This is a genomic window from Streptomyces sp. NPDC002403 (assembly GCF_053593015.1).
In genome coordinates this window covers 1-23,341 of sequence record NZ_JBSFBQ010000084.1, presented here as the reverse complement: position 1 = coordinate 23,341, position 23,341 = coordinate 1, and the positions used below count along the sequence as shown (strand labels likewise).

General features: G+C 72.0%; 9 protein-coding genes and 1 pseudogene. 7 read left to right on the top strand and 3 right to left on the bottom strand.

Features of this window, described 5'->3' with window-relative positions; genetic code table 11:
* Nucleotides 1-7: 7 nt before the first annotated feature.
* The 6 genes from ACWCPY_RS40285 to ACWCPY_RS40260 all read left to right on the top strand — a co-directional run bounded on the left by ACWCPY_RS40285 (nucleotide 8) and on the right by ACWCPY_RS40260 (nucleotide 20,518).
* Complete coding sequence (locus tag ACWCPY_RS40285; RefSeq protein ID WP_451273721.1) at nucleotides 8-11,218, top strand: amino acid adenylation domain-containing protein; 11,211 nt, start codon at nucleotides 8-10, stop codon at nucleotides 11,216-11,218.
* 5 nt (nucleotides 11,219-11,223) lie between these two features.
* Nucleotides 11,224-12,543, top strand: coding sequence for an MFS transporter (locus tag ACWCPY_RS40280; RefSeq protein ID WP_451273719.1), 1,320 nt, complete (start codon nucleotides 11,224-11,226; stop codon nucleotides 12,541-12,543).
* A 119-nt stretch (nucleotides 12,544-12,662) separates the two neighbouring features.
* Nucleotides 12,663-17,768, top strand: coding sequence for an amino acid adenylation domain-containing protein (locus ACWCPY_RS40275; RefSeq protein ID WP_451273717.1), 5,106 nt, complete (start codon nucleotides 12,663-12,665; stop codon nucleotides 17,766-17,768).
* A gap of 31 nt (nucleotides 17,769-17,799) precedes the next feature.
* Nucleotides 17,800-18,081, top strand: coding sequence for an acyl carrier protein (locus tag ACWCPY_RS40270; RefSeq protein ID WP_451273715.1), 282 nt, complete (start codon nucleotides 17,800-17,802; stop codon nucleotides 18,079-18,081).
* Nucleotides 18,078-19,421: an NAD(P)/FAD-dependent oxidoreductase gene (locus tag ACWCPY_RS40265; RefSeq protein WP_451273713.1), complete on the top strand. Its 1,344-nt coding sequence runs from the start codon at nucleotides 18,078-18,080 to the stop codon at nucleotides 19,419-19,421. The genes ACWCPY_RS40270 and ACWCPY_RS40265 overlap by 4 nt, the downstream gene beginning before the upstream one ends.
* 125 nt (nucleotides 19,422-19,546) lie before the next feature.
* Nucleotides 19,547-20,518 carry an ArsR/SmtB family transcription factor gene (locus ACWCPY_RS40260; protein ID WP_451273711.1) on the top strand — a complete coding sequence of 324 codons (972 nt, stop codon included), beginning with the start codon at nucleotides 19,547-19,549 and terminating at the stop codon, nucleotides 20,516-20,518.
* Here the strand turns inward: ACWCPY_RS40260 and ACWCPY_RS40255 are convergent.
* Complete coding sequence (locus tag ACWCPY_RS40255; RefSeq protein WP_451273709.1) at nucleotides 20,448-20,963, bottom strand: flavin reductase family protein; 516 nt, start codon at nucleotides 20,961-20,963, stop codon at nucleotides 20,448-20,450. The two genes, ACWCPY_RS40260 and ACWCPY_RS40255, sit on opposite strands and share 71 nt — an antisense overlap.
* A 93-nt stretch (nucleotides 20,964-21,056) precedes the next feature.
* Nucleotides 21,057-22,607 carry a tryptophan halogenase family protein gene (locus tag ACWCPY_RS40250; RefSeq protein ID WP_451273707.1) on the bottom strand — a complete coding sequence of 517 codons (1,551 nt, stop codon included), beginning with the start codon at nucleotides 22,605-22,607 and terminating at the stop codon, nucleotides 21,057-21,059.
* 229 nt (nucleotides 22,608-22,836) lie between these two features.
* On the opposite strand from ACWCPY_RS40250, the gene ACWCPY_RS40245 reads away from it, so the two are divergent.
* Complete coding sequence (locus ACWCPY_RS40245; protein WP_451273705.1) at nucleotides 22,837-23,214, top strand: hypothetical protein; 378 nt, start codon at nucleotides 22,837-22,839, stop codon at nucleotides 23,212-23,214.
* Nucleotides 23,215-23,258: 44 nt separating this feature from the next.
* On the opposite strand, the pseudogene ACWCPY_RS40240 reads toward ACWCPY_RS40245, so the two are convergent.
* A pseudogene (locus ACWCPY_RS40240) lies at nucleotides 23,259-23,341 on the bottom strand (metallophosphoesterase); the annotation flags it as partial.

The following is a 23,341-nucleotide window of genomic DNA, read 5'->3' as shown; positions in this document are numbered from 1 at the left end:
CTACCGCATCGAACTCGGCGAAATCCAGAACACCCTCACCCAGCACCCCGCCATCCACGAAGCCATCACCCTCACCCGCGAAGACACCCCCGGCGACAAACGCCTCATCGCCTACCTCGTCCCCCACCCCCACACCACCACCCCCGGCGCCACAGAACTACGCGACCACCTCAGCCAAACCCTCCCCGACTACATGATCCCCACAGCCTTCGTCACCCTCGACGCCATCCCCCTCACCCCCAACGGCAAACTCGACAAGAACGCCCTCCCCACCCCCGGACAGAACGCCTACGCCCACACCGCGTACACCGCACCCCGCAACCCCGCCGAAGAACGGATCGCCGCCGTCTGGCGCGGAATCCTCGGTGTGGACCGGGTCGGTGTCCACGACAGCTTCTTCGACCTGGGAGGCGACTCCATCCGCGCCGTCGCGCTCGTCGGCGCCCTGCGCGAGAAGCTGCTGGACGTCTCGGTCGGCGATGTCCTCGCTCACCGGACGGTCGGTGAGCTGAGCGGGCTCCTCGCCGGGCGGGCCGGGCTGACGACGGCCGACGAACCGGTGGAGCCGTTCGCGCTGATCTCCGGCGAGGACCGGGCGAAGCTGCCCGACGGCCTCGCCGACGCCTACCCGATGTCCCAGGTGCAGACCGGCATGGTCGTCGAGATGCTGGGGGGTGGCGACACCTACCGGAGCTTCATCTCCTACCGGATCTCCGACAGCCGTGCCTTCTCGGAGGAGGCGCTGCGCGAGGCCGCCCGCAGGGTCGTCGGCCGGCACGAGATGCTGCGCACCTCGTTCGACCTGCACTCCTGCTCGCTGCCCATGCAGCTGGTGCACGCCGCGGTGGACGTACCGGTCACCGTCCACCGGGTGCCCACCACGGCAGCCGGTGCCGACGGTGCTCCCGGCGCCGAGCTGATGAGCCTGCTCGGCGCGGAGCGGGACGCCGAGTTCGACCTGAGCCGCGCTCCGCTGCTGCGGGTGGCCGCCTACGTCGGACAGGACACCGAAGCCGGCTGGTGGCTGTCGCTCGCCCGGCCGCACGCCATCACCGAGGGCTGGAGCCACAACTGGCTGCTGACCGAACTGATCGGTGTCTACGGGCGGTTGCGCGACGGCCTGGAGCCGGAGCCGTACGACACGCCCGCCGTCCGGTACGCCGACTACATCGCCGCCGAACTCGCCGCCCTGCGGTCGGAGGACGACGCCGCCTACTGGCGGAACGTGGTGGACACACACACGCCGTTCGCCCTGCCCGACGGCTGGGGCCGCGGGGAGGGCCCGGGCGAGAGCTATGACCTGAGGGTGCCGCTCGACGACATCGAGGACTCCCTGCGGGACCTGGCGACCGAGCTGCGGGTCTCCGTCAAGAGTGTGCTGCTCGCCGCCCACGTCAAGGTCATGAGCCAGCTCACCGAGTCCCCGGCCTTCCAGGTCGGCCTCGTCTGCGACGCCCGTCCCGAGCTGACGGGCGCGGACCGCGTCTACGGCATGCACCTGAACACGGTGCCGTTCCCGGTGGACCGCTCCGCCCGCACCTGGCGCGAGCTGGTCACCCAGGTCTTCGACCGCGAGGCCGAGCTGTGGCCGCACCGGCGCTACCCCTTCCCCGCCATGCAACGGGACTGGCACGGCGGCCGTCTGGTCGACGTCGCCTTCAACTACGTCGACCTGCCGCGACTCGATGCCTCGGCCGCGGTCGCCGAACCGGGCGGCGCACCCGGCGACATCCACGCCGACGCCCGATTCGGCGTCTCGCAGACCGAGTTCGACATCACGCTGCACTGCCGCGGCGACCGGCTGAACCTGACGACGAACACGGCCGTTCTGAGCCGGGCCGACGGCGAGCGGCTGTGCGGCATGTACCGCTCCGTGCTGGAGGCGATGGCCGCCGATGCCGACGGCGACGCCCGTGCCACCCACCTGCCCGGAGACGAACGCCGCCTCCTGCTCGACGAACTGACCGCGACCGGGCGTACCCCCGTGACCCTGCGGGTGCCGGAGGAGGTCCAGCGTCTGGCCGCGGACGCTCCGGACGCCACCGCGGTGGTCACCGACAGCTCGGTGACCACCTACCAGGAGCTCAACGCCCGCTCCAACCGGCTCGCCCGCCGGCTCCGGGAGCTCGGTGTGGGCCCGGGTGTCGTCGTGGGCATCCGCCTGGAGCGCTCGCCCGAGCTGGTCCTCTCCGTGCTGGCGGTGCTCAAGGCTGGCGGCGCCTATCTGCCGCTCGATCCCGAAACGCCCGCGGAACGGCTCGACTTCATGCTCCGCGATGCCGCGGTGCGCATGGTGCTGACCCGGCGCGGGCCGGCCGGCGCGGTGCACACGGACGACGCGATCGTGACCGTGCTGCTGGACGACGAGCAGGCGTGGTCGGGGCAGCCGTCCACCGACCTCGACCCCGTCGCAGCGGACGACGACCTGGCCTATGTGATCTACACCTCGGGCTCGACGGGCCGGCCCAAGGGTGCCATGGTCCACCGCGGCGGCATGGGCAACCACCTGCTGGCCAAGATCGAGGACCTCGGTCTCGGCCCGGCGGACGGCGTGGTGTTCAACGCCCCGCCGGCCTTCGACATCTCTGTCTGGCAGATGCTGGCGGCCCTGGTCACCGGCGGCCGGATCCGGATCGTGGACGGCGACACCGCGCTCGATCCCGGCGGACTGTTCGGGTGCGTCACCGACGAGGGGATCACCGTCCTGGAGGTCGTGCCTTCCCTCCTGCGCACCAGCCTGGACTTCTGGGACGCCGGGGCGCCCGCCCCCGAACTGTCCCGCCTGCGACGGCTCGTGGTGACCGGCGAGGCGTTGCCCGCGGAACTGTGCGACCGCTGGCTGGACCGCTACCCGGACATCCCGCTCGTCAACGCCTACGGTCCCACCGAGTGCTCGGACGACGTCACGCACGCCCTCGTGCCGGACCGGCCGGGCGAGGGCCGGGTGCCCATCGGCGAGCCGGTGCGCAACACCCGGCTGTACGCGCTGGACGAATGGCTCCAGCCGGTCCCCGTCGGCGCCGCGGGCGAGCTGTACGTAGGCGGAGCGGGCGTCGGCCGCGGCTATCTCAATCGCCCCGCGCTCACCGCGGAACGGTTCCTGCCCGACCCGTTCGGGCCGCCCGGTGCACGGCTGTACCGCACCGGTGACCTGGCCGCCTGGCGCGCCGACCGCGCCCTGGACTTCCTCGGCCGCGTCGACGACCAGGTGAAGATCCGGGGCCACCGCGTCGAGCTCCGGGAGATCGAGGAGGCGTTCGGCGCCCACCCCGGGGTGCGCCAGGCCGTCGTGGTGGTGCGCGACGAGCGGCTGGTGGGCTACTTCACCGCCCTGGACGAACAGCCGCTGCCCCCCGAGGAACTGCGCGAGCGGCTCGCCCGGACCCTGCCCGACTACATGCTGCCCGCCGCGTTCGTCCAGCTCGCGGCCGTTCCGCTCACGCCCAACGGCAAGGTCGACAAGCGGGCCCTGCCCGCACCGGGCGACGAGTCCTTCGTACGGGGCGAGTACGTGGCCCCGCGCACGGAGAGCGAACGACGGGTCGCGGAGATCTGGCGGGTCACGCTCGGCGTCGAGCGGGTCGGCGTCCGGGACGGGTTCTTCGACCTCGGCGGCGACTCCATCCGCGCGGTGGCCCTGGTCGGTGCCCTGCGCGCGGAAGGCGTCGACATCGCCGTACGGGACGTACTGGAGGCCCGTACCGTCGAACGGCTGTGCGGTCTCATCGCCGAACGGGACGGTCTGGAGCCGGCCGACCAGGTCTTCACCGAGCCCTTCGCGCTGATCACCGACGAGGACCGGGCGAAGCTGCCGGAGGGTGTCACCGACGCCTACCCGGTCGGCCGGACCCAGGTCGGCATGCTCATCGAGATGATGGACAGCGAGCGGAGCGCGTACCACATCATCAACACCTTCCGGGTGGTCGACGACAAGCCGCTGGACCCCGCCGCGCTGCGGCGGGCGGCCGCGGTCCTGGCCGCGCGCCACGAGGTGCTGCGCACCTCCTTCCGGCTCACCGGCTACTCCGCGCCGCTGCAGTTGGTGCACGCCACCGCGGAGATACCGGTGCGGGTCCATGACGTCCGCGGGCTTTCCGAGGACGAGCTGGTCGCCGTCCGCTCGGGGCTGGCCGGGCAGCAGCGGGCCGAGCCCTTCGCGACCGACCGGGCGCCGCTGTTCCGGATCGTCGCCCACGACGAGGGCGACGACGCGTGGTGGGTGACCTTCACCCAGTCGCACGCGATCACCGAGGGCTGGAGCTACCACCAGCTCCTGGTGGAACTCCTCGACTGCTACCGGGCGGTCCGGGACGGCGCGGAGCCGGAACCGTACGACCTGCCCCGGGTGCGGTTCGCCGACGCGATCGCCGCCGAACTGAAATCCCTCCGGTCCCCCGAGGACCGCGCGTACTGGCGGCGGATCACCTCCGGGTACGTCCCCGTGACGTCGCCCCCCGGGTGGGCCGGCGGGACGGACGACCCGATCTACAACGAGGTGCCGTTCGACGACCTCGCCGGCCGGCTCAGGGAGCTGGCGGCGTCGGCGCAGGTGTCCCTGAAGAGTGTGCTGATGGCCGCCCACATGAAGGTGATGGGCCAGCTCACCGAAGCGTCCGAGTACCACTCGGGGCTCGTCGTCGACACCCGCCCCGAGGCCCTGGGCGCCGACAGGGTGCTGGGCATGTACCTCAACACCCTGCCCTTCGCGATCGACCGCTCCGCCCGTACCTGGCGGGAGCTGGTCACCCAGGTCTTCGACCGCGAGGTCGAGCTGTGGGCACATCGCCGCTTCCCGATGCCCGTCGTCCAGCACGAGTGGGGCGGCGGACGGCTCATCAACACCTACTTCAACTACATCGACTTCCGGCAGGTCGACACCGAGAAGGTCGCCACCGGGACGCGCATGACCAGTGCGACGAACGAGTTCGACTTCACCGTCTTCAACCGAGGAGACCGGCTCTACGTGAACACCCGGGACAGCTTCATGGACTCGGACCACGCGCGACAAGTGGCCGGCATGTACCGCACGGTGCTGGAGGCGATGGCCGCCGATCACGACGGCGACGCGCAGGCCGTGTACCTGCCGGAGGGCGAGCGCGAGCGGCTCCTCGACCGGGCCGCCGCCCCGGCGGCCGCTCCCCTCGTGCCCGAAGCCGCCGGGGACTGCGTCCACGAGCTGTTCGAGCGGCAGGCGGCCCGGACGCCGGACGCCGTCGCGGTGGTGGCGGGGGACGTGTCGCTGTCGTACGCGGAGGTCGACGTACGCGCCAACCGGCTGGCCCACCGGCTGCGGGCCCTGGGCGCGGGCGCGGAGAAGCTCGTCGGGGTGTGCCTGCCGCGCGGCGCCGACCTGATCCCCGCACTCCTCGGCGTCCTCAAGTCGGGGGCCGCCTATCTGCCGCTGGACCCGGCCAACCCGGCCGACCGGCTGGCGTACATCCTGAAGGACGCCGGGGCGTCGGTGCTGGTCACCGATTCGGCCTCCCTGGCCCTGGTCGAGGAGGCCCACGAGGGTCCGCTCGTCGTGCTCGACCGGGACCGGGAGACGCTCACCGCCGAGCCGACGACGGCCCCCGCGTCGGGGGTCTCGCCGGACAACGCGATCTACGTCATGTACACCTCCGGATCCACCGGCCGCCCCAAGGGCGTCGCTCTCACCCACACCAACGTCGCCCGCCTCATGACGGCCGCCCAGGAGCACTTCGCCTACGACGAGGCCGATGTCTGGGCGATGTTCCACAGCTATGCCTTCGACGTGTCCGTGTTCGAGCTGTGGGGCGCCCTGCTGCACGGCGGGACCCTGGTCGTGGTCGACCAGGACGCGACCCGTTCGCCCGACGGCTTCCTGGACCTGCTCGTCGAGCGGGAGGTGACGGTGCTCTGCCAGACACCGTCGGCGTTCCGCTCGCTGCTGGCTCCGGCGGCGGACGGTGACCCGCGCGTCAAGCAGCTGTCGCTGCGGGCCGTGGTCTTCGCCGGAGAGAGGCTGGAGACAGCCGATCTGCGCCCGTGGACCAAGCGGTTGGGCCTCGGCCGGGTGGCGCTGGTCAACATGTACGGCATCACCGAGACGACGGTGCACACGACGTACCACCGGATCACCAGGCAGGACCTCGACGCGGACACGGGCAACCCGATCGGACGCCCGCTCAGCGACCTCGACGTCCATCTGCTCGACCCTGGCGGCCGTCCGGTGCCCGAGGGAACCCCGGGTGAGATACACGTGGGAGGTCCGGGGGTGGCGAGGGGCTACCTGAACCGGCCGGACCTCACGGCGGAGCGGTTCGTACCCGATCCCTTCGGGCCGCCGGGGGCACGGCTGTACCGCAGCGGCGACCTGGCCCGCCGCCGCCCCGACGGAAGCCTGGACTTCCTCGGCCGGATCGACCACCAGGTCAAGATCCGTGGCTACCGCGTGGAACTCGGCGAGATCGAGGCCACCCTCGCGGCCCATCCGGGGGTACGCGAGGCCGTCGTCACCGCACGCGAGGACACCCCCGGCGAGAAACGCCTCATCGCCTACCTCGTGCCCGACGGCGACACGCTGCCCGCTCCCGCGGAGCTGCGGACCCACCTCAGCCGTTCGCTGCCCGAGTACATGGTCCCGGCGGCGTACCAGGACATCGACCGGATCCCGCTGACCGCCAACGGCAAGCTCGACACGCGGGCCCTGCCCGCACCCGACGAGGACGCGTTCGCCCGGGCCTCCTACGTCGCGCCGCGCACCCCGGTCGAGGAGCGGATCGCCGGCATCTGGCGGGACGCGCTCGGCAGGGACCGGGTGGGTGTCCACGACGGCTTCTTCCAGCTGGGCGGCGATTCCCTCAACGCCCTGGTGATCGCCGGCCGGATGGCGGCGGCGGGTGTGGCCGTCACGGCACGCGACGTGCTGAAGCACCAGACCATCGACGCCCTCTGCGCCGGACCGGCCGGAGGGACGGGGGCGACGCCCCCTCCGTCGGCGGTCGAGCCGTTCGCGCTGCTGACCGAGGCGGACCGGGCCCGGCTGCCCGAGGGCGTGACCGACGCCTACCCCCTGACGCAGGCCCAGAAGGGCATGCTCGTCGAGATGCTGGCGGGCGACGGTCCGCTGAACTACCACCGGGTCTCGTCGGTACGCATCGGCGCCGCGGAGCCGTTCTCCCGCGAACCGCTCCAGCGGGCCCTGCACGAACTGGTCACCCGCCAGGACGCGCTGCGCACCGGTGTGGACACCGAGTCATACTCCGTGCCCGTGCAACTGGTGCACGCCACGGCCCAGGTGCCGCTGCGGGTCGTGGACCTGACCACCGCGAGCCCCGGTGAACAGGACCGGGCTCTGCGGGAGCTGGTGGAGGCGGAGAGCGGCACACCGCTCCCGCACGGCACGGCCCCGCTGCTGCGGCTGGTGGTCCACAGGTTCCCGGGCGGCGACTGGCAGCTCACCGTCGTCCAGTCCCACCTGATCATGGACGGCTGGACGTTCGGGCTGTTCCGCGCCGAACTGCTGGATCTCTACCGGACCTTCCGCGACGGGTCGGCCCTCGCGCCGTACGAACCGCCCGCCGTCCGGTTCGCCGACACCGTCGACGCCGAGCAGCGGGCCCTGGCCTCGGCCGAGGACCGCGCGTACTGGAGCGGCGTCATCGACGGCCACGCCAGGTTCGCCCTCCCGGCCGGCTGGGGCGACCCCGAAGGCCCGGACGACCGGTACCGGACCCTGATACCGCTGGACGACCTGCTGGCCGGTCTGCGCACGGTGGCGGCCGACGCCGGGGCGTCGTTGAAGAGCGTCCTGCTGGCGGCCCATCTGAAGGTACTGAGCCAGCTGACACCCGAGCGCCGGTTCTTCACCGGCCTGGTCACCCACTGCCGCCCCGAAGCACCAGGAGCGGACCGGGTCTACGGATCGCATCTCAACCCGCTGCCGTTCCCCGTCGACCTGTCCGCCGCCGCGACCTGGCACGACCTGGTGCGGCAGGTCCGCGACCGGGAGATCGAGGCCTGGCCGCACCGGCATTTCCCGATGCATGCCATCCAGCACGATCTGGGCGACGGCGGCCCGCTCATCGATGTCCGCTTCAGCTACCACGACTTCGCCGCCGCCGGTGCGGGCGTCGCGGCTCCCGCCGCCTCCGGCGACATCGGCGGCTTCAGTCGCATCGAGGTGCCGCTCGGCGTCTCGACCGTGGAGGGCGGCCTTCAGCTCAACGCCGACACCGCCTTCCTGGGCCGGGACGAGGTCGAGCGCCTGGCCGCCATGTACCGGTCGGTACTGGAATCGATCGCCGCCGACGGCCATGGCGACACGCGGACCGTCTTCCTGCCGCCGGGCGAGCGGGACGAGCTGGTCGGCCCGGGGGCGGCCGCCCCCGGCGATCCGGTGGAGCCGGTCTCCTGGACCGCGCCCCGGGCGTGGCGGGAACAGGTGGCACGGACCCCTGACGCGGTGGCCGTGTCCACCGACGACACGACGACGTCCTACGCGGAGCTGGACGTCGGTGCCAACCGGATCGCGCACCGCCTGCGGGGGGCCGGCGTCCGCGCCGAGTCCGTCGTGGGGGTGCTGCTGGAGCGCGGCACCGACCTGATGGCCACGCTGCTGGGCGTGTGGAAGGCGGGCGGGGCGTACCTGCCGCTGGACCCGTCCGTCCCCGCCGGGCGCCTGCGCGACATGCTCGCCGACGCCGGAGCCGATGTGCTGGTCACCGTCTCGGACCTCGTGGAACCGGTCGGCTTCGACGGGCCGCGCGTACTTCTCGACCGTGACCGGGAGGCGGTCGCGGCTCTGCCGGGGACGGCGCCCGAGCAGCTCACGGACCCCGACACCCTCGCCTACGTGATCTGCACGTCCGGGTCGACCGGACGCCCCAAGGGCGTACAGGTCACCCACCGGGGGCTGGCGAACTACCTGCGGTGGGCGCTTCACGCCTACCTGGCCGGCGGCGGCGGTGGCGCCCCGCTGTTCTCCTCGGTCGCCTTCGACCTCGTGGTTCCCAGTCTCTGGGCGCCGCTGATGGCCGGGCAGCCGGTGCGGCTGCTGCCCGAGGACGCCGGCCTCGACACGCTCGGACAGCGGCTCCTCGACGGCGGTCCCTACGGATTCGTCAAGCTGACCCCCGGCCACCTGGAGATCCTTGCCCAGCAGATCGCCCCCGAGCGGCTGGCGGAGGTGGCGGACGTCGTCGTGGTGGCCGGCGAGGCGCTGCCGGTGGGGCCGGCCCGGACCTGGGCGCGGGCGCTGGGCGAGGGGCGGCTCCTGAACTCGTACGGACCGACCGAGACGACGGTGGCGAGTTCCGGCTGCGCCGTGGACACCGTGAACCCCACCTGGCGCGAGGGCGGGACGGTTCCCGTCGGTAGGGCGATCCCCGGTGCACGGCTGCTGGTGCTGGGCCACGGTCTGGAGCCGGTGCCGAGGGGAACGACGGGCGAGCTGTACATCGGAGGGACCGGGGTGGCCCGCGGATACGCCGGCCGGCCCGACCTGACGGCCGACCGGTTCGTACCGGATCCGTACGGCGTGCCCGGCGGCCGGCTGTACCGGACCGGGGACCTGGCCCGGACGCTGCCGGACGGAAACGTGGAGTTCCTCGGCCGTACCGACGACCAGATCAAGATTCGCGGCCACCGGGTGGAACCGGGTGAGATCGAACGGGTCCTGGTCACCCACCCGGAGGTCTCCGAGGCCCGGGTCGTCCTGCGGGAGGGCGCCTCCCCCGGAGCCGAACGGCTCGTCGCCTATCTGACGGCCGCGCCGGGCGGAGCGCCGAAGCCCGGGGACCTGCGGGACCGGGCCGGCGAGAGCCTGCCCCCGTACATGGTGCCGACGGTGTTCGTGACGCTGGAGAGGATGCCGCTGACCGCCAACGGCAAGCTGGACCGCGCGGCGCTGCCGGACCCGGACGACCAGGGGGCCGCCCGTGCGCCGTCCGTCGCGCCGCGCACCCCGGTGGAGCGGACGCTGGCCGCCATCTGGGCCGAGACCCTCCAGGTCGACCGGGTCGGGGTGCACGACCGGTTCTTCGCGCTGGGCGGTCATTCGATCGTGGTGTTCCAGATGATCGCGGCGGCCCGCCGAGCCGGTATCCAGATCTCGCTGCTCACGGTCTACCAGGACGACTCGCTGGAGGCGGTGGCCGCAGCCGCCGAGACCCTGCCGGAGAGCCGGCCGATGCCCCCGGCGGCCCGGACACCGGAGGCCGGGCGGCCCGCGGCGTCCGGCGCGGCCGCGAGCCCGCTGCACGGCGTGGACGGCGTTCCCGGGGCGAGCATCGCCGTGATCCGGGGCGGCGAACTGGTGTCCGTCGAGGCACACGGTGTCCTGACGGCCGGTGGCACCGACCCGGTCACCCCCGAGACCGTCTTCCAGGTCGGGTCCCTGAGCAAGCACATCACCGCGTTCGGTGTGCTGCGGCTGGTCGAACAGCGGGTCCTGGACCTGGACGAGGACGTCAACGCGTATCTGCGGAACTGGCGGGTGCCGGACGGCTACCGGATCACCCTGCGGCAGCTGCTCGGCCACCTCTCCGGTCTGGCCCCGACGCCCGTCGTGCATCTGCCGCGCGGACAGCGCACTCCGTCCCTGACGGACCTTCTGCACGGCAGGGGGCCGGGGGTGAGCGCGCCCGCGCGCCCCGAACTGGAGCCGGGACAGGTCTTCCGCAAGGCCAACGTCCACTACTCGGTGGTCCAGCAGGTACTGGAGGACGCCACGGGCCGGCCCTTCGCCGGTCTCATGGACGAGGTCGTCCTGAAGCCGCTGGGCCTGACGGACAGCAGCTTCGACCCGGTGTTCCCGGAGCGGCCGGACCGGCCCGTGGCCCTCGGCCACGACCCGGACGGCCGGCCCCTCGACGGGGGCTGGCTGACGCGGGCCGAGGCGGCGGCGGCCGGGCTGTGGACCACGGCGGCCGACCTGGCGAAGGCCGCGCTGGAGATCCGCCGCGCACGGCTCGCCCGCCCGCTCGCGCTGCTCACGGCCGGCTCGGCCCAGGAGATGCTCACGGCGCAGCACCCGCACAGTTCCTACGGGCTGGGCACGGTCGTCGACGACCTCGGTCCCGACATCCAGTTCGGGCACGGCGGAGGCGGTGCCGGTTACCACGCCATGGCGATGTGCCGGCTGGGGCCGGGACACGGCTTCGTCGTCCTCACCAACGGCGAGTCCGGGGCCGAGGTGGCCAAGCGCCACACCTCGCTCCTGGAGCAGGACGGATCCGGAGACACACCCCGGTGAACAGCATGGCTGACGGGCCGGCCACCGAGGCCGGCCCGCGGCGGCCCCCCGAGCCGCTGCGCCGCAACCGTGACTACCTGCTGCTGTGGCTGGGCGCCGGCGTCTCGGCGCTGGGCGACCGGACGGCCAACGTCGCCTATCCGCTGCTGATGGTCTGGTACGGGGGATCGCCCACCGACGCCGGATTCGTGGGCTTCGCCGGGCTGCTGCCGATGCTGCTCGTCCAGCTGCCCGCGGGTGTGGTGGTCGACCGCCTGGACCGCCGCAGAACGATGATCGTCTGCGATGTGGTGGCGTTGCTGGCCATGACCAGCGTGGCCGTGGCGGTGTTCAGCGACCGGCTGTGGCTGATCCACATGATGGCCGCGGCCTTCGTCGGCGGCACGGCGTCGATCTTCTACCGGCTCTCCGAACGGGCGGCGGTCCGCAACGTGGTCCACCCGGACCACCTGTCCCCCGCCCTGTCGGGGAACGAGGCCAGGACCCGGGCCGCGGGCCTGCTGGGGCAGCCGCTCGGCAGTTCGCTGTACGGGGTGGCCAGGTGGTCGCCGTTCGTGTTCGCGGCGGTGTCCCATGTCGCCGCCCTGGTCAGCCTGTTGGCGATACGCCGGGAGTTCCAGACCGAGCGCCGCCGCTCGCCGCTGCGGCTGCGGGCCGAAATGGCCGAGGGAATCCGCTGGCTGCTGGGTCAGCGCTTCCTGCGCGCCGCGATCTCGCTGGTCGCCGTCACCAACATCCTCTTCCAGGCCCTGACGTTGGCGCTGATCCTGATCGTCAAGGAGAACGGCGGCTCCCCGGCGGCGATCGGCGTCATCGGACTGGTGTCGGGCCTGGGCGGGATCGCCGGCGCCCTGTCCGGTTCGCAGTTCGTCCGGCGGCTGCGCCCCGGCCCGGTCATCATCGCGATCTTCGGGGTCTGGACGGTGCTGATGCCGCTGGTCGCGCTCGCCCAGGAGGTGTACCTGCTGGCAGCGCTGTTCGCGGGCTCCTCCTTCGCCGGGGCCGTGCTCAACGTGCTGGCCGGCGTCTACCAGGTGCGGATGACCCCGGACGAGATGCAGGGCCGGGTGGGCGGCGTCTCCGGCCTGCTGAGCTCCGGGGCCAGTTCGCTGGGCTCACTGGCCGGCGGGTTCGCACTGAGCTCCGTCGGTTCGACGAAGACGGTGCTCGGGGTCGGTGCCGTGATGCTGGCGACGTTCGTGGCCTCGGCACTGATCCCTGCGGTGCGCTGCGCCCGGCGTGCCGACGAAGCGGACGTACCGGCCGGGGAGCCGGAAAGGGGAACGGCGGAACGGGCCGGTTCCTCGTCCGATTCCGAGAGATAACCGCGATATAGCCGCAGTATTGGCCGGTTCAGCAAGATCTTCGCGTGTCGGGCAGCGGACAACACGGCCGTGCCCGCGGGGCGCCCGGGCCGAGCACTGCCGACCCATTGGGAGAGTTGATGAACCACCCTTCGGATCCATCAGCGGCCGAGCCGCTCCACGAGGTCATCACGCGCCGGGCCGCGTCGTGTGCCCACTCCGTCGCGGTCGTGGCCGGGGAGCGGACGCTGACCTACGGCGAGCTGGAGCGCCGGGCCAACCGGCTGGCGCACCTGCTGTCGCGATCGGGGGCCGGACCCGGCGCGCCGGTCGGCGTCCTCCTGGAGCGCGGCACGCGCCTCGCCGTCACACTGCTGGCCGTCTGGAAGACCGGCGCGGCCTATGTGCCGCTCGACCCCGGCCACCCCGCGGCCCGTACCTCCGCCGTGCTGGCGGACACCGGGACCGCGGTGGTGGTGACCGGTCCGGACACGGCGGAGCGCTTCGAGGACTCGGACGTGCGGACGGTGGCGTTCGACGCCGGCGCCGCGGTACTCGACGGCCTGCCGCAGGACGGCCCCGGCATCGAGGTCTCCGGGGCGCATCCCGCGTACGTGCTCCACACGTCCGGTTCCACCGGGCGGCCCAAAGGCGTCGTGGTCAGCCACGGAGGTCTGGCCAACCAGGTCGGCTGGCGGGTCCGTACCCACGGGATCGGTCCCGGGGACCGCGTCCTGCACAAGACGCCCCTGACCTTCGACGCCGCCGGCTGGGAGATCTTCGCCCCGCTGGCCGGCGGCGGCACCGTGGTGATGGCGCCCCCCGGTGCCGAGCGGGACTCCGCCCTGCTGGTCCGCACTGTCGCCGAGCACCGCGTCACGGTCCTGCAGGTCGTGCCGTCGGTGCTGCGCATGCTGGTCGACGAGCCCGCCTGGCGCGACTGCACTGCCCTGAGGCTGCTCTCCTCCGGCGGCGAACAGCTCTACGCCGAGCTCGTCCAGCGCTTCCTGCGGGCCCGGGGGGACCACGGGACCGAGGTCGAGGTGTGGAACACCTACGGTCCCACCGAGTGCACCAACGAGGTCACCGGGCACCGCTTCGACCCGGTCCAGCGTTCCGGCCCGGTGCCCATCGGCACCCCCGTCGACGGGATCCGCACCGTCGTCGCCGGCCCCGACGGGCATCCCGTGGCCCCCGGCTGCCAGGGCGAGCTGTACCTCGGTGGCATCGGGCTGGCCCACGGCTATCTGGGCCGGCCCGAGCTGACGGCGGAGCGCTTCGTGCCCGACCCGTTCGGCCCGGCCGGCGCACGGCACTACCGGACGGGCGACCTCGTACGGCAGCGGGCCGACGGCAGTCTCGAACACCTCGGCCGGACGGACCACCAGGTCAAGATCAACGGCGTCCGGATCGAACCCGCCGAGGTCGAGGCCGCCCTGGCCTGCCATCCGGGCATCCGGGAGGCCGCCGTCACCTCGTACCGGACGCCGGAGGGCGGCACGCGGCTCGCGGCCTACCTGCTCCGTCGCCCGGCGGCCCGCCCGACGGCCCCCGAGGAGCTGCGGGAGTTCCTCGCCGGACGGCTGCCGGAGAGCCATCTGCCCTCCGTGTACGTCGAGATGGCCTCGCTCCCCAGGACGTCCAGCGGCAAGCTGGACCGGCTGGCGCTTCCTGCCCCCGATCCGGCCGGCAACCCGGACGCCGCGCCCACCACAGAGGCCGAGCGGCTGGTCGCGGACCAGTGGCGGGAGTTGTTCCGCACCGAGGACATCGGAGTGCACGACGACTTCTTCCGGCTCGGCGGCTCCTCCCTCCAGCTGACCCGGCTCGCCAACCGGCTGCGCGCCGCGACCGGCCGGGACATCGCGCTGCCCCGGCTGCTGCGCGCGACCACCATCGCCGCGCAGGCCCGCCTGATCACGGAGGACGGCGACGGCACGGAGCGGGCCGGCGTTCCCGCGGTGCGCCCGGTGCCGCGCACCGGGCGCCTGCCGCTGTCGTTCGGCCAGCGGCGGCTGTGGCTGCTGGAGCAGATCGACCCGCGCAGCCGTGAATGGGTGACCGGCCTGTTCCTGCGGGTCCCCGCCACCGATGACGAGACCCTGGTGCGGCGGGCCCTAGACGAACTGGCGGCACGCCATGAGGCGCTGCGCACCCGGTTCGTGGCCGACGGTGGCCAGGACGGCGAGCCGGTGCAGGTCATCGACCCGCCCGCCCCCATGGCGCTGCGCAGCGTCACGGCCGCGCGGACCGAGGCCGGCGCACTCGTCGAGCGGGACGCCGCCGAGGGGTTCGACCTGGAACACGGCCCCGTCGCCCGCGCGTTGCTGATCAGCGAACCCGAGGGCGGGCGCGGCACCCGGGCCGCCGATCGCACCCTGGCCCTGCTGATGCACCACATCGTCGGCGACGGCTGGTCGGCGACCGTCCTGCGGGAGGAGTTCCACGAGATCCTCGGCGCACTGCGGGCCGGCCGCAGCCCCGAACTGCCCGAACTGCCCGTGCAGTATGCCGACTACGCGGTCTGGCAGCGCGAGCGGCTCACCGAGGACGTCGTGGCACGCGAACTCGACCACTGGAGGACCGTGCTCGACGGGGCCGCCCCGTCGACCCTGCGCACCGACCGGCCGCGGCCCGCCGCCCGGGACGCCCGCGGTTCGGTCGTCACGTTCACCCTGCCCGCCGATGTCGCGGACGCGCTCACCGAGCTGGGGCGCCGTGGCGGGGCGACCCCGTTCATGGTGCTGCTCACGGCGTTCACGACGCTGCTGGCCCGGTACACCGGGCAGTGGGACGTGGTGATCGGGACCCCGGTGGCCGGGCGCGAGCGCCCCGAGATCGACGGCGTCGTCGGGTTCTTCCTCAACAGTCTCGTCCTGCGCTGCCGGCTGGACGGATCGCTCGCCTTCGAGCAGGCGCTGGAGCGGGTCAGGGAGGTCTGCAAGGACGCCTTCGGTCACCAGGAACTGCCCTTCGAGGAACTGGTCGCCGAACTCGCGCCCGAGCGTGATCTGTCCCGTACACCGCTCTACCAGGTGGCGTTCGACTATCACGGCGAGGAACTCACCGGCTCCGCGGCCGACGCCGACGAGCTCGACGCCGTGACCGATGTGTCGTCCATCGCCAAGACGGACCTCACCCTCTACCTGCGCAGGCAGCCCGACGGCACCCTCGTGGGCGCGTGGGAGTACGCCACCTCGCTGTTCGAACGCGCCACCGTGGAGCGGCTCGCGGGCCACTTCCAGCAGTTGCTGGCATCGGTCGTCGCCGAGCCGCTCGGACGCCTCGACACCCTCGGCCTGCTGCCGGCCGACGAGCGGCTCGCTCTCTCGGCACGGGGGCCGCACAACCACACACCGGCGGCCGACGTGACGGCATCCGTCCCGGCGCTGTTCGCGGCGCGGGCCGCGGCGGTGCCGGACGCCACGGCGCTGGTCGCCGACGGCACGACGGCGACCTTCGCCGAACTGGACGCGCGGGCCGGCCGGCTGGCCCACCTGCTCCGGGGTCTCGGCGTGGGGCCCGGATCGGTGGTCGGCGTGCTGCTCGACCGTGGCATCGATCTGCCGGTGGCGTTGCTCGCCGTCTGGAAGGCCGGCGCCGCCTATCTGCCGCTGGACCCGTCCTTCCCGGCGGCCCGCGTCGGCGGCGTGCTCGCGGACGCGCGGGTGCGGCTGCTGCTGACCCGGTCCGAGCACCGGGAGCGCCTCGCCGGTGTCTTCGCGGGACGGTTCGTGACCACCGACGGCGACGCGGACCTGATCGCGGCGCAGCCCGCTGCGCCGCCGGCCCATCCGGCGTCCCTGGATCCGGGGCGCGGCGGGGACCTGGACCTGCTGGCCTATGTGATCTACACCTCCGGCTCCACGGGCCGGCCCAAGGGTGTGCAGGTCACGCACCGCGGACTGGCGAACCATGTCCGCTGGGCGGTCGAGGAACTGGCCTCCCGGGGTGCCGGCGGCAGCGCGGTGTTCTCGTCGGTCGCCTTCGACCTCGTGGTGCCGAACCTCTGGGCGCCCCTGCTCGCGGGCCTGCCCACCCATCTGCTGCCGCAGGACCTCGACCTGGCGGAGCTGGGCCCCCGGCTCCGGTCCGCCGCACCGTTCTCCTTCCTCAAGCTGACCCCCGGGCACATGGAAATCCTCGCGGGGCAGCTCGAACCCGGGCAGCTGGCAGGGCTGGCGCAGGCGGTCGTGGTGGCCGGCGAGGCTCTGCCGGTGCACGCGGCCGACCGGTGGGCGCGGGCGCTGGGCGCCGGACGGCTCATCAACGAGTACGGGCCGACCGAGGCGTCCGTCGGCACCTGCATCTATCCGGTGACGGCTCCCGTGAGCGGTGATTCGGTGCCCATCGGGCGGCCGTTGCCCGGCGTGACGATGCATGTCCTGGACGATCTGATGCGCCCCTCGCCCATCGGTGTCGTCGGTGAGCTGTACGTCGGCGGCCACGGTGTGGCCCGTGGTTACGCCTCCCGTCCCGAACCGACCGCCGCGTCGTTCGTACCGGACCCGTACGGTCCGGCGGGGGCACGGCTCTACCGGACCGGTGATCTGGTCCGGCTGCTGCCCGACGGCCACGTCGACTTCGTCGGCCGCCGGGACGGCCAGGTGAAGATCCGCGGCTACCGGGTCGAACTCGGCGAGATCACAAGCGTGCTCCACTCGCATCCCGACGTCGCGGAAGCGGTCGTGACCGCCGTCGTGGACGTGGACGGCAGCGCGAGCCTGGCGGCCTACTGGGTTCCCTCCCCCGGGACACCGGAACCGGCGAAGATCCAGGAGGAGCTGGCCGCCCACGTGGCGGAGCGGCTCCCCTCCTACATGCTCCCCCGTACCTTCACGCCGATCGAGCGCGTCCCGCTGAACGCCAACGGGAAGCTGGACCGGGCGGCACTTCCGGAGCCCGGGGCGGCGACGACGGAGGACCTGGTCGAACCGCGTGGGGTCGTGGAGGAACGGGTCGCGGAGATCTTCGGGAAGCTCCTCGGGATCCACGCGGGCGCGCACAGCCATTTCTTCCGCAGCGGCGGCAACTCGATCCTCGCGATCCGGCTGATCGCCGAGATCCAGCAGGAGTTCGACATCGATTTCCCCACCCGAGCCGTGTTCGAGGGCAGCACGGTCGCCGAACTGGCCGAGGTGGTGGAGGCAGAGGTCCGCGCGGAGATCGACCGGATGTCCCAGGAGGATCTGAGGGCGGAGTCACTGAAGTGGGACGAGCAGAACTCACCGAACGGCCACATGTGAAATATCGGCACCGCACAGAAAGCGAGAACCGATGACTGAGGAAGATTACGTCTCCGCACTCGTCAAGTTCATCGGAGAAGAATTTCTCCAGGGAGACGATCAGGCGGAGCTGACCGATGTGTCCCCGCTGATGGATTCGGGCGTCCTGGACTCCCTGCGGGTCGCGTTCCTGCTGACCTACATCCGCGACGAGCTGGGCCTGTACGTCTCGCCCGCGAAGATCGACATCGAACACTTCAAGGACATCCGGACCATCGCCCGCATGCTGCACGACCTGTCGCTGGACGCCCACGCCCAGAAGGAGAAAGCATGAAGCCGGACTTCGACGTCGCGGTCATCGGCGGCGGGCCCGCCGGCTCGACCATGGCCTCCTACCTCGCCAGGGCCGGACTCTCCGTCGTCGTGTTCGAGGGCGAGACGTTCCCCCGGCCGCACGTCGGTGAGTCCCTCGTCCCGGCGACCACACCCGTGCTGCACGAGATCGGGGCTCTCGGAAAGATCGACGAGGCCGGGTTCCCGAAGAAGTACGGCGCCTCATGGACCTCCGCGGAGTCGCGGGACATCCCCCGGATGGGATACAGCGGCCTCAGCCACGGCTGGACCGCCGACATCGCGTTCGTGGAACGCAACCAGCCGGGCGTCGACCGCGACTACACCTTCCATGTGGACCGGGGCCGCTTCGACGCCATCCTGCTCCGGCACGCCGACGAGCAGGGCGCGACCGTCCTCAACGGTGCCCGGGTGCTGAAGGCGGACTTCGCCGATCCCGAACTGGTGCGGCTGACCGTCCGCATGGCGTCGAAGGAGACGGACTTCACCGCCCGCATGGTCGTCGACGCCTCCGGCCGCAGCACCCTGCTGGGGCGGCAGCTCAAGGTGAAGGTCGCCGACCCGGTCTTCGACCAGTACGCCGTCCACACCTGGTTCGAGGGCCTGGACCGCGAGGCGATCGCCGCCGACGCCGCGCAGGTGGACCACATCTTCGTGCACTTCCTGCCCATCAAGGACGCCTGGGTGTGGCAGATCCCGATCAGCGACACGGTCACCAGCATCGGTGTCGTCACGCAGAAGAAGCGCTTCGCCGCCGCGGGCCAGAACCACGAGGAGTTCTTCTGGGACCTCGTCTCCAGCCGGCCCGAACTGCACGACGCGCTGAAGAAGGCCGAGCGGGTCAGGGAGTTCAAGGCGGAGGGTGACTACAGCTACGCGATGAAGCAGATCTGCGGCGATCGCTTCGTGCTCATCGGAGACGCGGCCCGCTTCGTCGACCCGATCTTCTCCAGCGGCGTGAGCGTCGCCCTCAACAGCGCGCGCATCGCCGCCCAGGACATCATCGCGGCACACGAGGCGGGCGACTTCGCCAAGAAGCGCTTCGAGACCTACGAGACCAAGCTCCGCCGTGCGGTGAAGTACTGGTACGAGTTCATCTCCATCTACTACCGCCTGAACGTCCTGTTCACCGCCTTCGTCCAGGACCCGCGCTACCGCATCGACGTGCTGAAGATGCTGCAGGGCGACGTCTACGACGGACAGGAGCCCAAGGCTCTCGTCGCGATGCGGGAGATCGTGGCGGAGGTGGAGAACAACCCCGGCCACCTGTGGCATCCCTATCTCGGCACACTCCGGGCCCCGGCCGCGGCACCCGGCTTCTGACCGGGCGGACCGTCCGCCGACGGTCCGCCCACCGGTACGGACCTCCGCCCGGCGGCCGCCTGCCGCGGCGCCGGGAGGAGTGGTCGGTGAACGGTTCCCCGGAACCACCACCAACGGGAGCGAGCATGCAGAGAGTTCACCTCACCGCCGCCGACCTGGCACGTACCCGGCTGCGGAGCACGCTCGGCCCTCTCGCCGAAGGCGTCTTCGCGCTCGGTGTACTGACCGGATCCGGCCATGCCGACTACGCGCGATGGCGCGGCGAGGTCCGTCACCGCCTGCTGCGGCAGTCCGCCCCCCGCAGCCCGTCGGCCCTGCTGCCGTGCACGGCCGACGCCCCGGACGACCTGCTGTTCCTCCTGGAGCGGGCGACGGGGCCGGGCGTCGGGCCGTCGGGGCTGACCCGTGCGGACGCGTCCCTGCTGGCCCTGGAGGTGTGGCGGGTGTCGGTCGCGCCGTACTGGGACCGCATCGGGGAACGGCTCGAAGCCGAGTGCGAGGCACGTGGCCGTCTCGCCATGGCCGGCGGCATCGAGGAGCTGCTCGCCACCCTGCATCCCAGAATCAGGTGGACCGGCTCGGCCCTGGAGATACCCGACGGCCCCGACCGCGAGATCCATCTCGACGGCAGGGGCCTGCTGCTGTGCCCCTCCGTCTTCCTGCCCGGCAAGGTCGGCCGGGTCGTCGAGCGCGAGCCGGACACCGGTATGGCGGCGCTCGTCTTCTCCGTCGCCCGGTCCGGCGGCGGCCTGTGGGGCGGCACCGGGGCCGATGGGCAGGCCCTCGGCGCCCTGGTGGGCCAGACCCGGGCCGCGGCACTGCGGGAGCTGACGACGGCCGCCTGCACCACCGGCCAGCTCGCGTCCCGCCTGGGCATCTCGTCGGCGGGCGCCAGCCAGCACGCCACGGTGCTGCGCCAGTCGGGGCTCATCACCACGCGCCGGGTACGCAACAGGGTGCTGCACACGGTGACGCCCCTGGGACTGGCGCTGCTCGGCGGCCGGCTTCGCGGCACCGCGGGGGAGGTCAGTGCTCCCGCCATGGCCGAAACTCCCGCAGTCCGTACAGCAGCGGGACACGGTCACCTCGCCGGGTGACCCGGTGGATCTCCCCGTACACCGTCACGTGATCGCCCACGGCCTGCTGCGAGCGCACCCCGCAGTCCGCGACGGTGTGCGCGTCCCGCACCAGATGCGGCCCCGCGGCCAGGGGGTCGGCCTCCCAGCGGACCTTGCCGAAGCGGTGCGGATCGCCCGAGGCGAACAGCTCGGCCGTCGGCCGCGCGTCGGCACTCAGCAGGTTCACCGCGAAGGCCCCGGAGCCCAGCACCGCCTCCAGGGTGGGGCTGCCGGCCCGCAGGCACACCAGCAGCACCGGCGGCTCCAGCGACACTCCGCAGAGGGATGAACACGTCATCCCGCGCGGCACGCCGGTGGTGTCCGTCGCGGTGACGACGGCGACCCCCGTGGGGAAGCCGCTCATCAGCGTCCGGAACTCCTCGGGGGTCGCCGGTGCCGGCGTCCGGGTGGTCGATTCACTCATCGCACTGCCCTTTCCTGCCGGTACGGCCGCCCGCGGCGGGCCCGCACGGCGGGTCCCGCCGCGGCACTCGGGAGGTGTGACGCCACGGCGGCGTCAGCGCATCCGCGTGAAGTACTCGTACGCCCCGGGCAGCACCTTGACGAGCTGCTCGGTCTTCTCGCGGATCGCCTCGAATTCCTGCCGGGCCGCTCCGGGGTCGGAGAGGGCCAGCGCGGGCGACGCCTTCAGATCGATGCCGCCCATGCCGAGCAGGATGCACATGTACGAGTACGGCGGAAGCCCGTGGTAGTACGGGAACACCGTCTCGCTGTCCGGGAGCTGGGTACGCCACTTCTCGATGCGCTCGGCGAGTCCGTCCGGGGCGACGCGCGTCTTGGCGTCGCGCCAGTACTGCGTGTCGGAACGCTTGGCCGACAGGTAGTGCAGTGCGAGGAACTCCCTTACGCCGTCCATGACATGGGCGACGGCGTCGTTGTAGCGCTCGCGGTGGGTGGGGTGCCAGTCGGAGCCGGGGAAGTTCCTGGCCAGCTGCTCGATCGCGTGGTGGATGAAGAAGATCCCGGTCGACTCCAGCGGCTCCACGAAACCGCTGGCCAGCCCGATGGCGACACAGTTGTTCACCCAGGAGTTGCGGCTGCGCCCGATGCGCATCCGGATGTGGTTGGCCTCGACGTCGGCCGCGGCGGGTCCGACGAATTCGCGCAGGGTGCGCTCGGCCTCCTCGGGGGAGAGATAGTCCTTGGCATAGACGTAACCGGTTCCCACCCGGCCGGTCAGCGGGATCGTCCAGATCCAGCCGGCGTCCTGGGCGGTGGCCGTGGTGCACGGGCGTATGCCGCGCTTCTCCATGTCCATGGGGACCTGGAGCGCGACCGCGCTGTCGTTGGGCAGGGTGTCCTGGAAGGAGATGAACGGCTCCTCCAGCGCCTTGTTCAGCAGCAGGCTGCGGAAGCCGGTGCAGTCGACGAACAGGTCACCGGCGAGTTCGCCGTGCCGGGCCGTCCTGACGGAGCTGATCCAGCCCCGTTCGTCGAGCTCGACCGCCTCGACGTCGTCGACCACGTGCCTGACGCCACGCTCCACGGCGTACTTCGTCAGGTACTTGGCCAGCAGCGCGGCCTCGAAGTGGTAGGCGTACGGGAACTGGGTCTTGCCCTGGTGCTCGGACATCGTCAGGCCCCGCATCTCGTCCGCGCCCTCGTCGTAGGGCGTGTCGAGCAGGGTGCCGTCGAGCCGGCGCGGGCTGAGCCCGGCGTCGATGACCGAGGCCATCACGAAGCAGTCCTTGTCGAACCGGTCGGTCGGACCGTCGTGGAGCCACCACTCGGCCAGCGGATGGCCGTTGACCGAACGCATCTGCTCGAACGGGTGGTAGAAGTAGTGGCCCTTCTCGCGCCAGTTCTCGAAACGCACCGCCAGTTTGTACGTGGCGTTGCAGGCCGGCATCCAGTCCTTCTCCTTGAGCCCCAAGAACTCGAAGAAGTGCCGGATGTCACTGAAAGTGGCCTCCCCCACCCCGATGGTTCCGACTTTCCCGGACTCCACCAGCGTGATATCGATCCGCTCGCCGAAAGCGGCCTTGAGATACGAGGCGGTCATCCAACCCGCCGTACCGCCTCCCACGATCACGACTTTGTTGAGCATGCGTACTTCCCCATCCAGTCGGTACGAAAAGGCCGAACAGGAACCGAGATTAGGCTCGCGACGGAACCCCGGGAAGGCCCTTAAGCGACCAGTGAAAGTCGCAGGTGATACGCGGCGCTTCGCCGACCGCAATCCGGTGCATTTCTCCTGGCGCGTCCGCGCATTCCGGAAGAGGGGTTTACGATCCCGGCGCGCACTTTCCCCGGAATCCCGACGAAGGAGTTCTCGGATGTTACGCACCATCAAGTCGGCCGGTATCGCCGCGGCGGCGGCCCTGGCCCTCACGGGCGTCGCCGCGACCCCGGCGACGTCCGCCCCTGCACCGTCCGCGGCGTCGGCACAGGCGCTGCAGACGGGCGGTTACCTGGACTGCGATCTGTACGTGGCGCACGCGTGGGGCAGCGGCTACCCGCCGGGCATGACGATCGTCGTCCGCCACCTCGGCGACTGGCAGGTGACGCAGGACACCCTCGTCGTCGGCGCCGACGGCACCTGGAGCGTCGACAAGACGCACTACAGCGGCTGGGACTACACGGTCGAGGTCCGCGACGCCCAGGACAACGTGCTCGACAGCAAGTTCATCGGACAATGCGGAATCTGGGGGTGAGGACCGCTCGCTCCCGCACACGAGGCCGCCCCCCTCTCCGGCCTGCCCTTCCACAGGCCGCGGCCGAACTCGCGGGCCTCCTCGAAGCGGCGCTCGGTGCGCAGCGCGACGATCCGGTCGGCGTTCT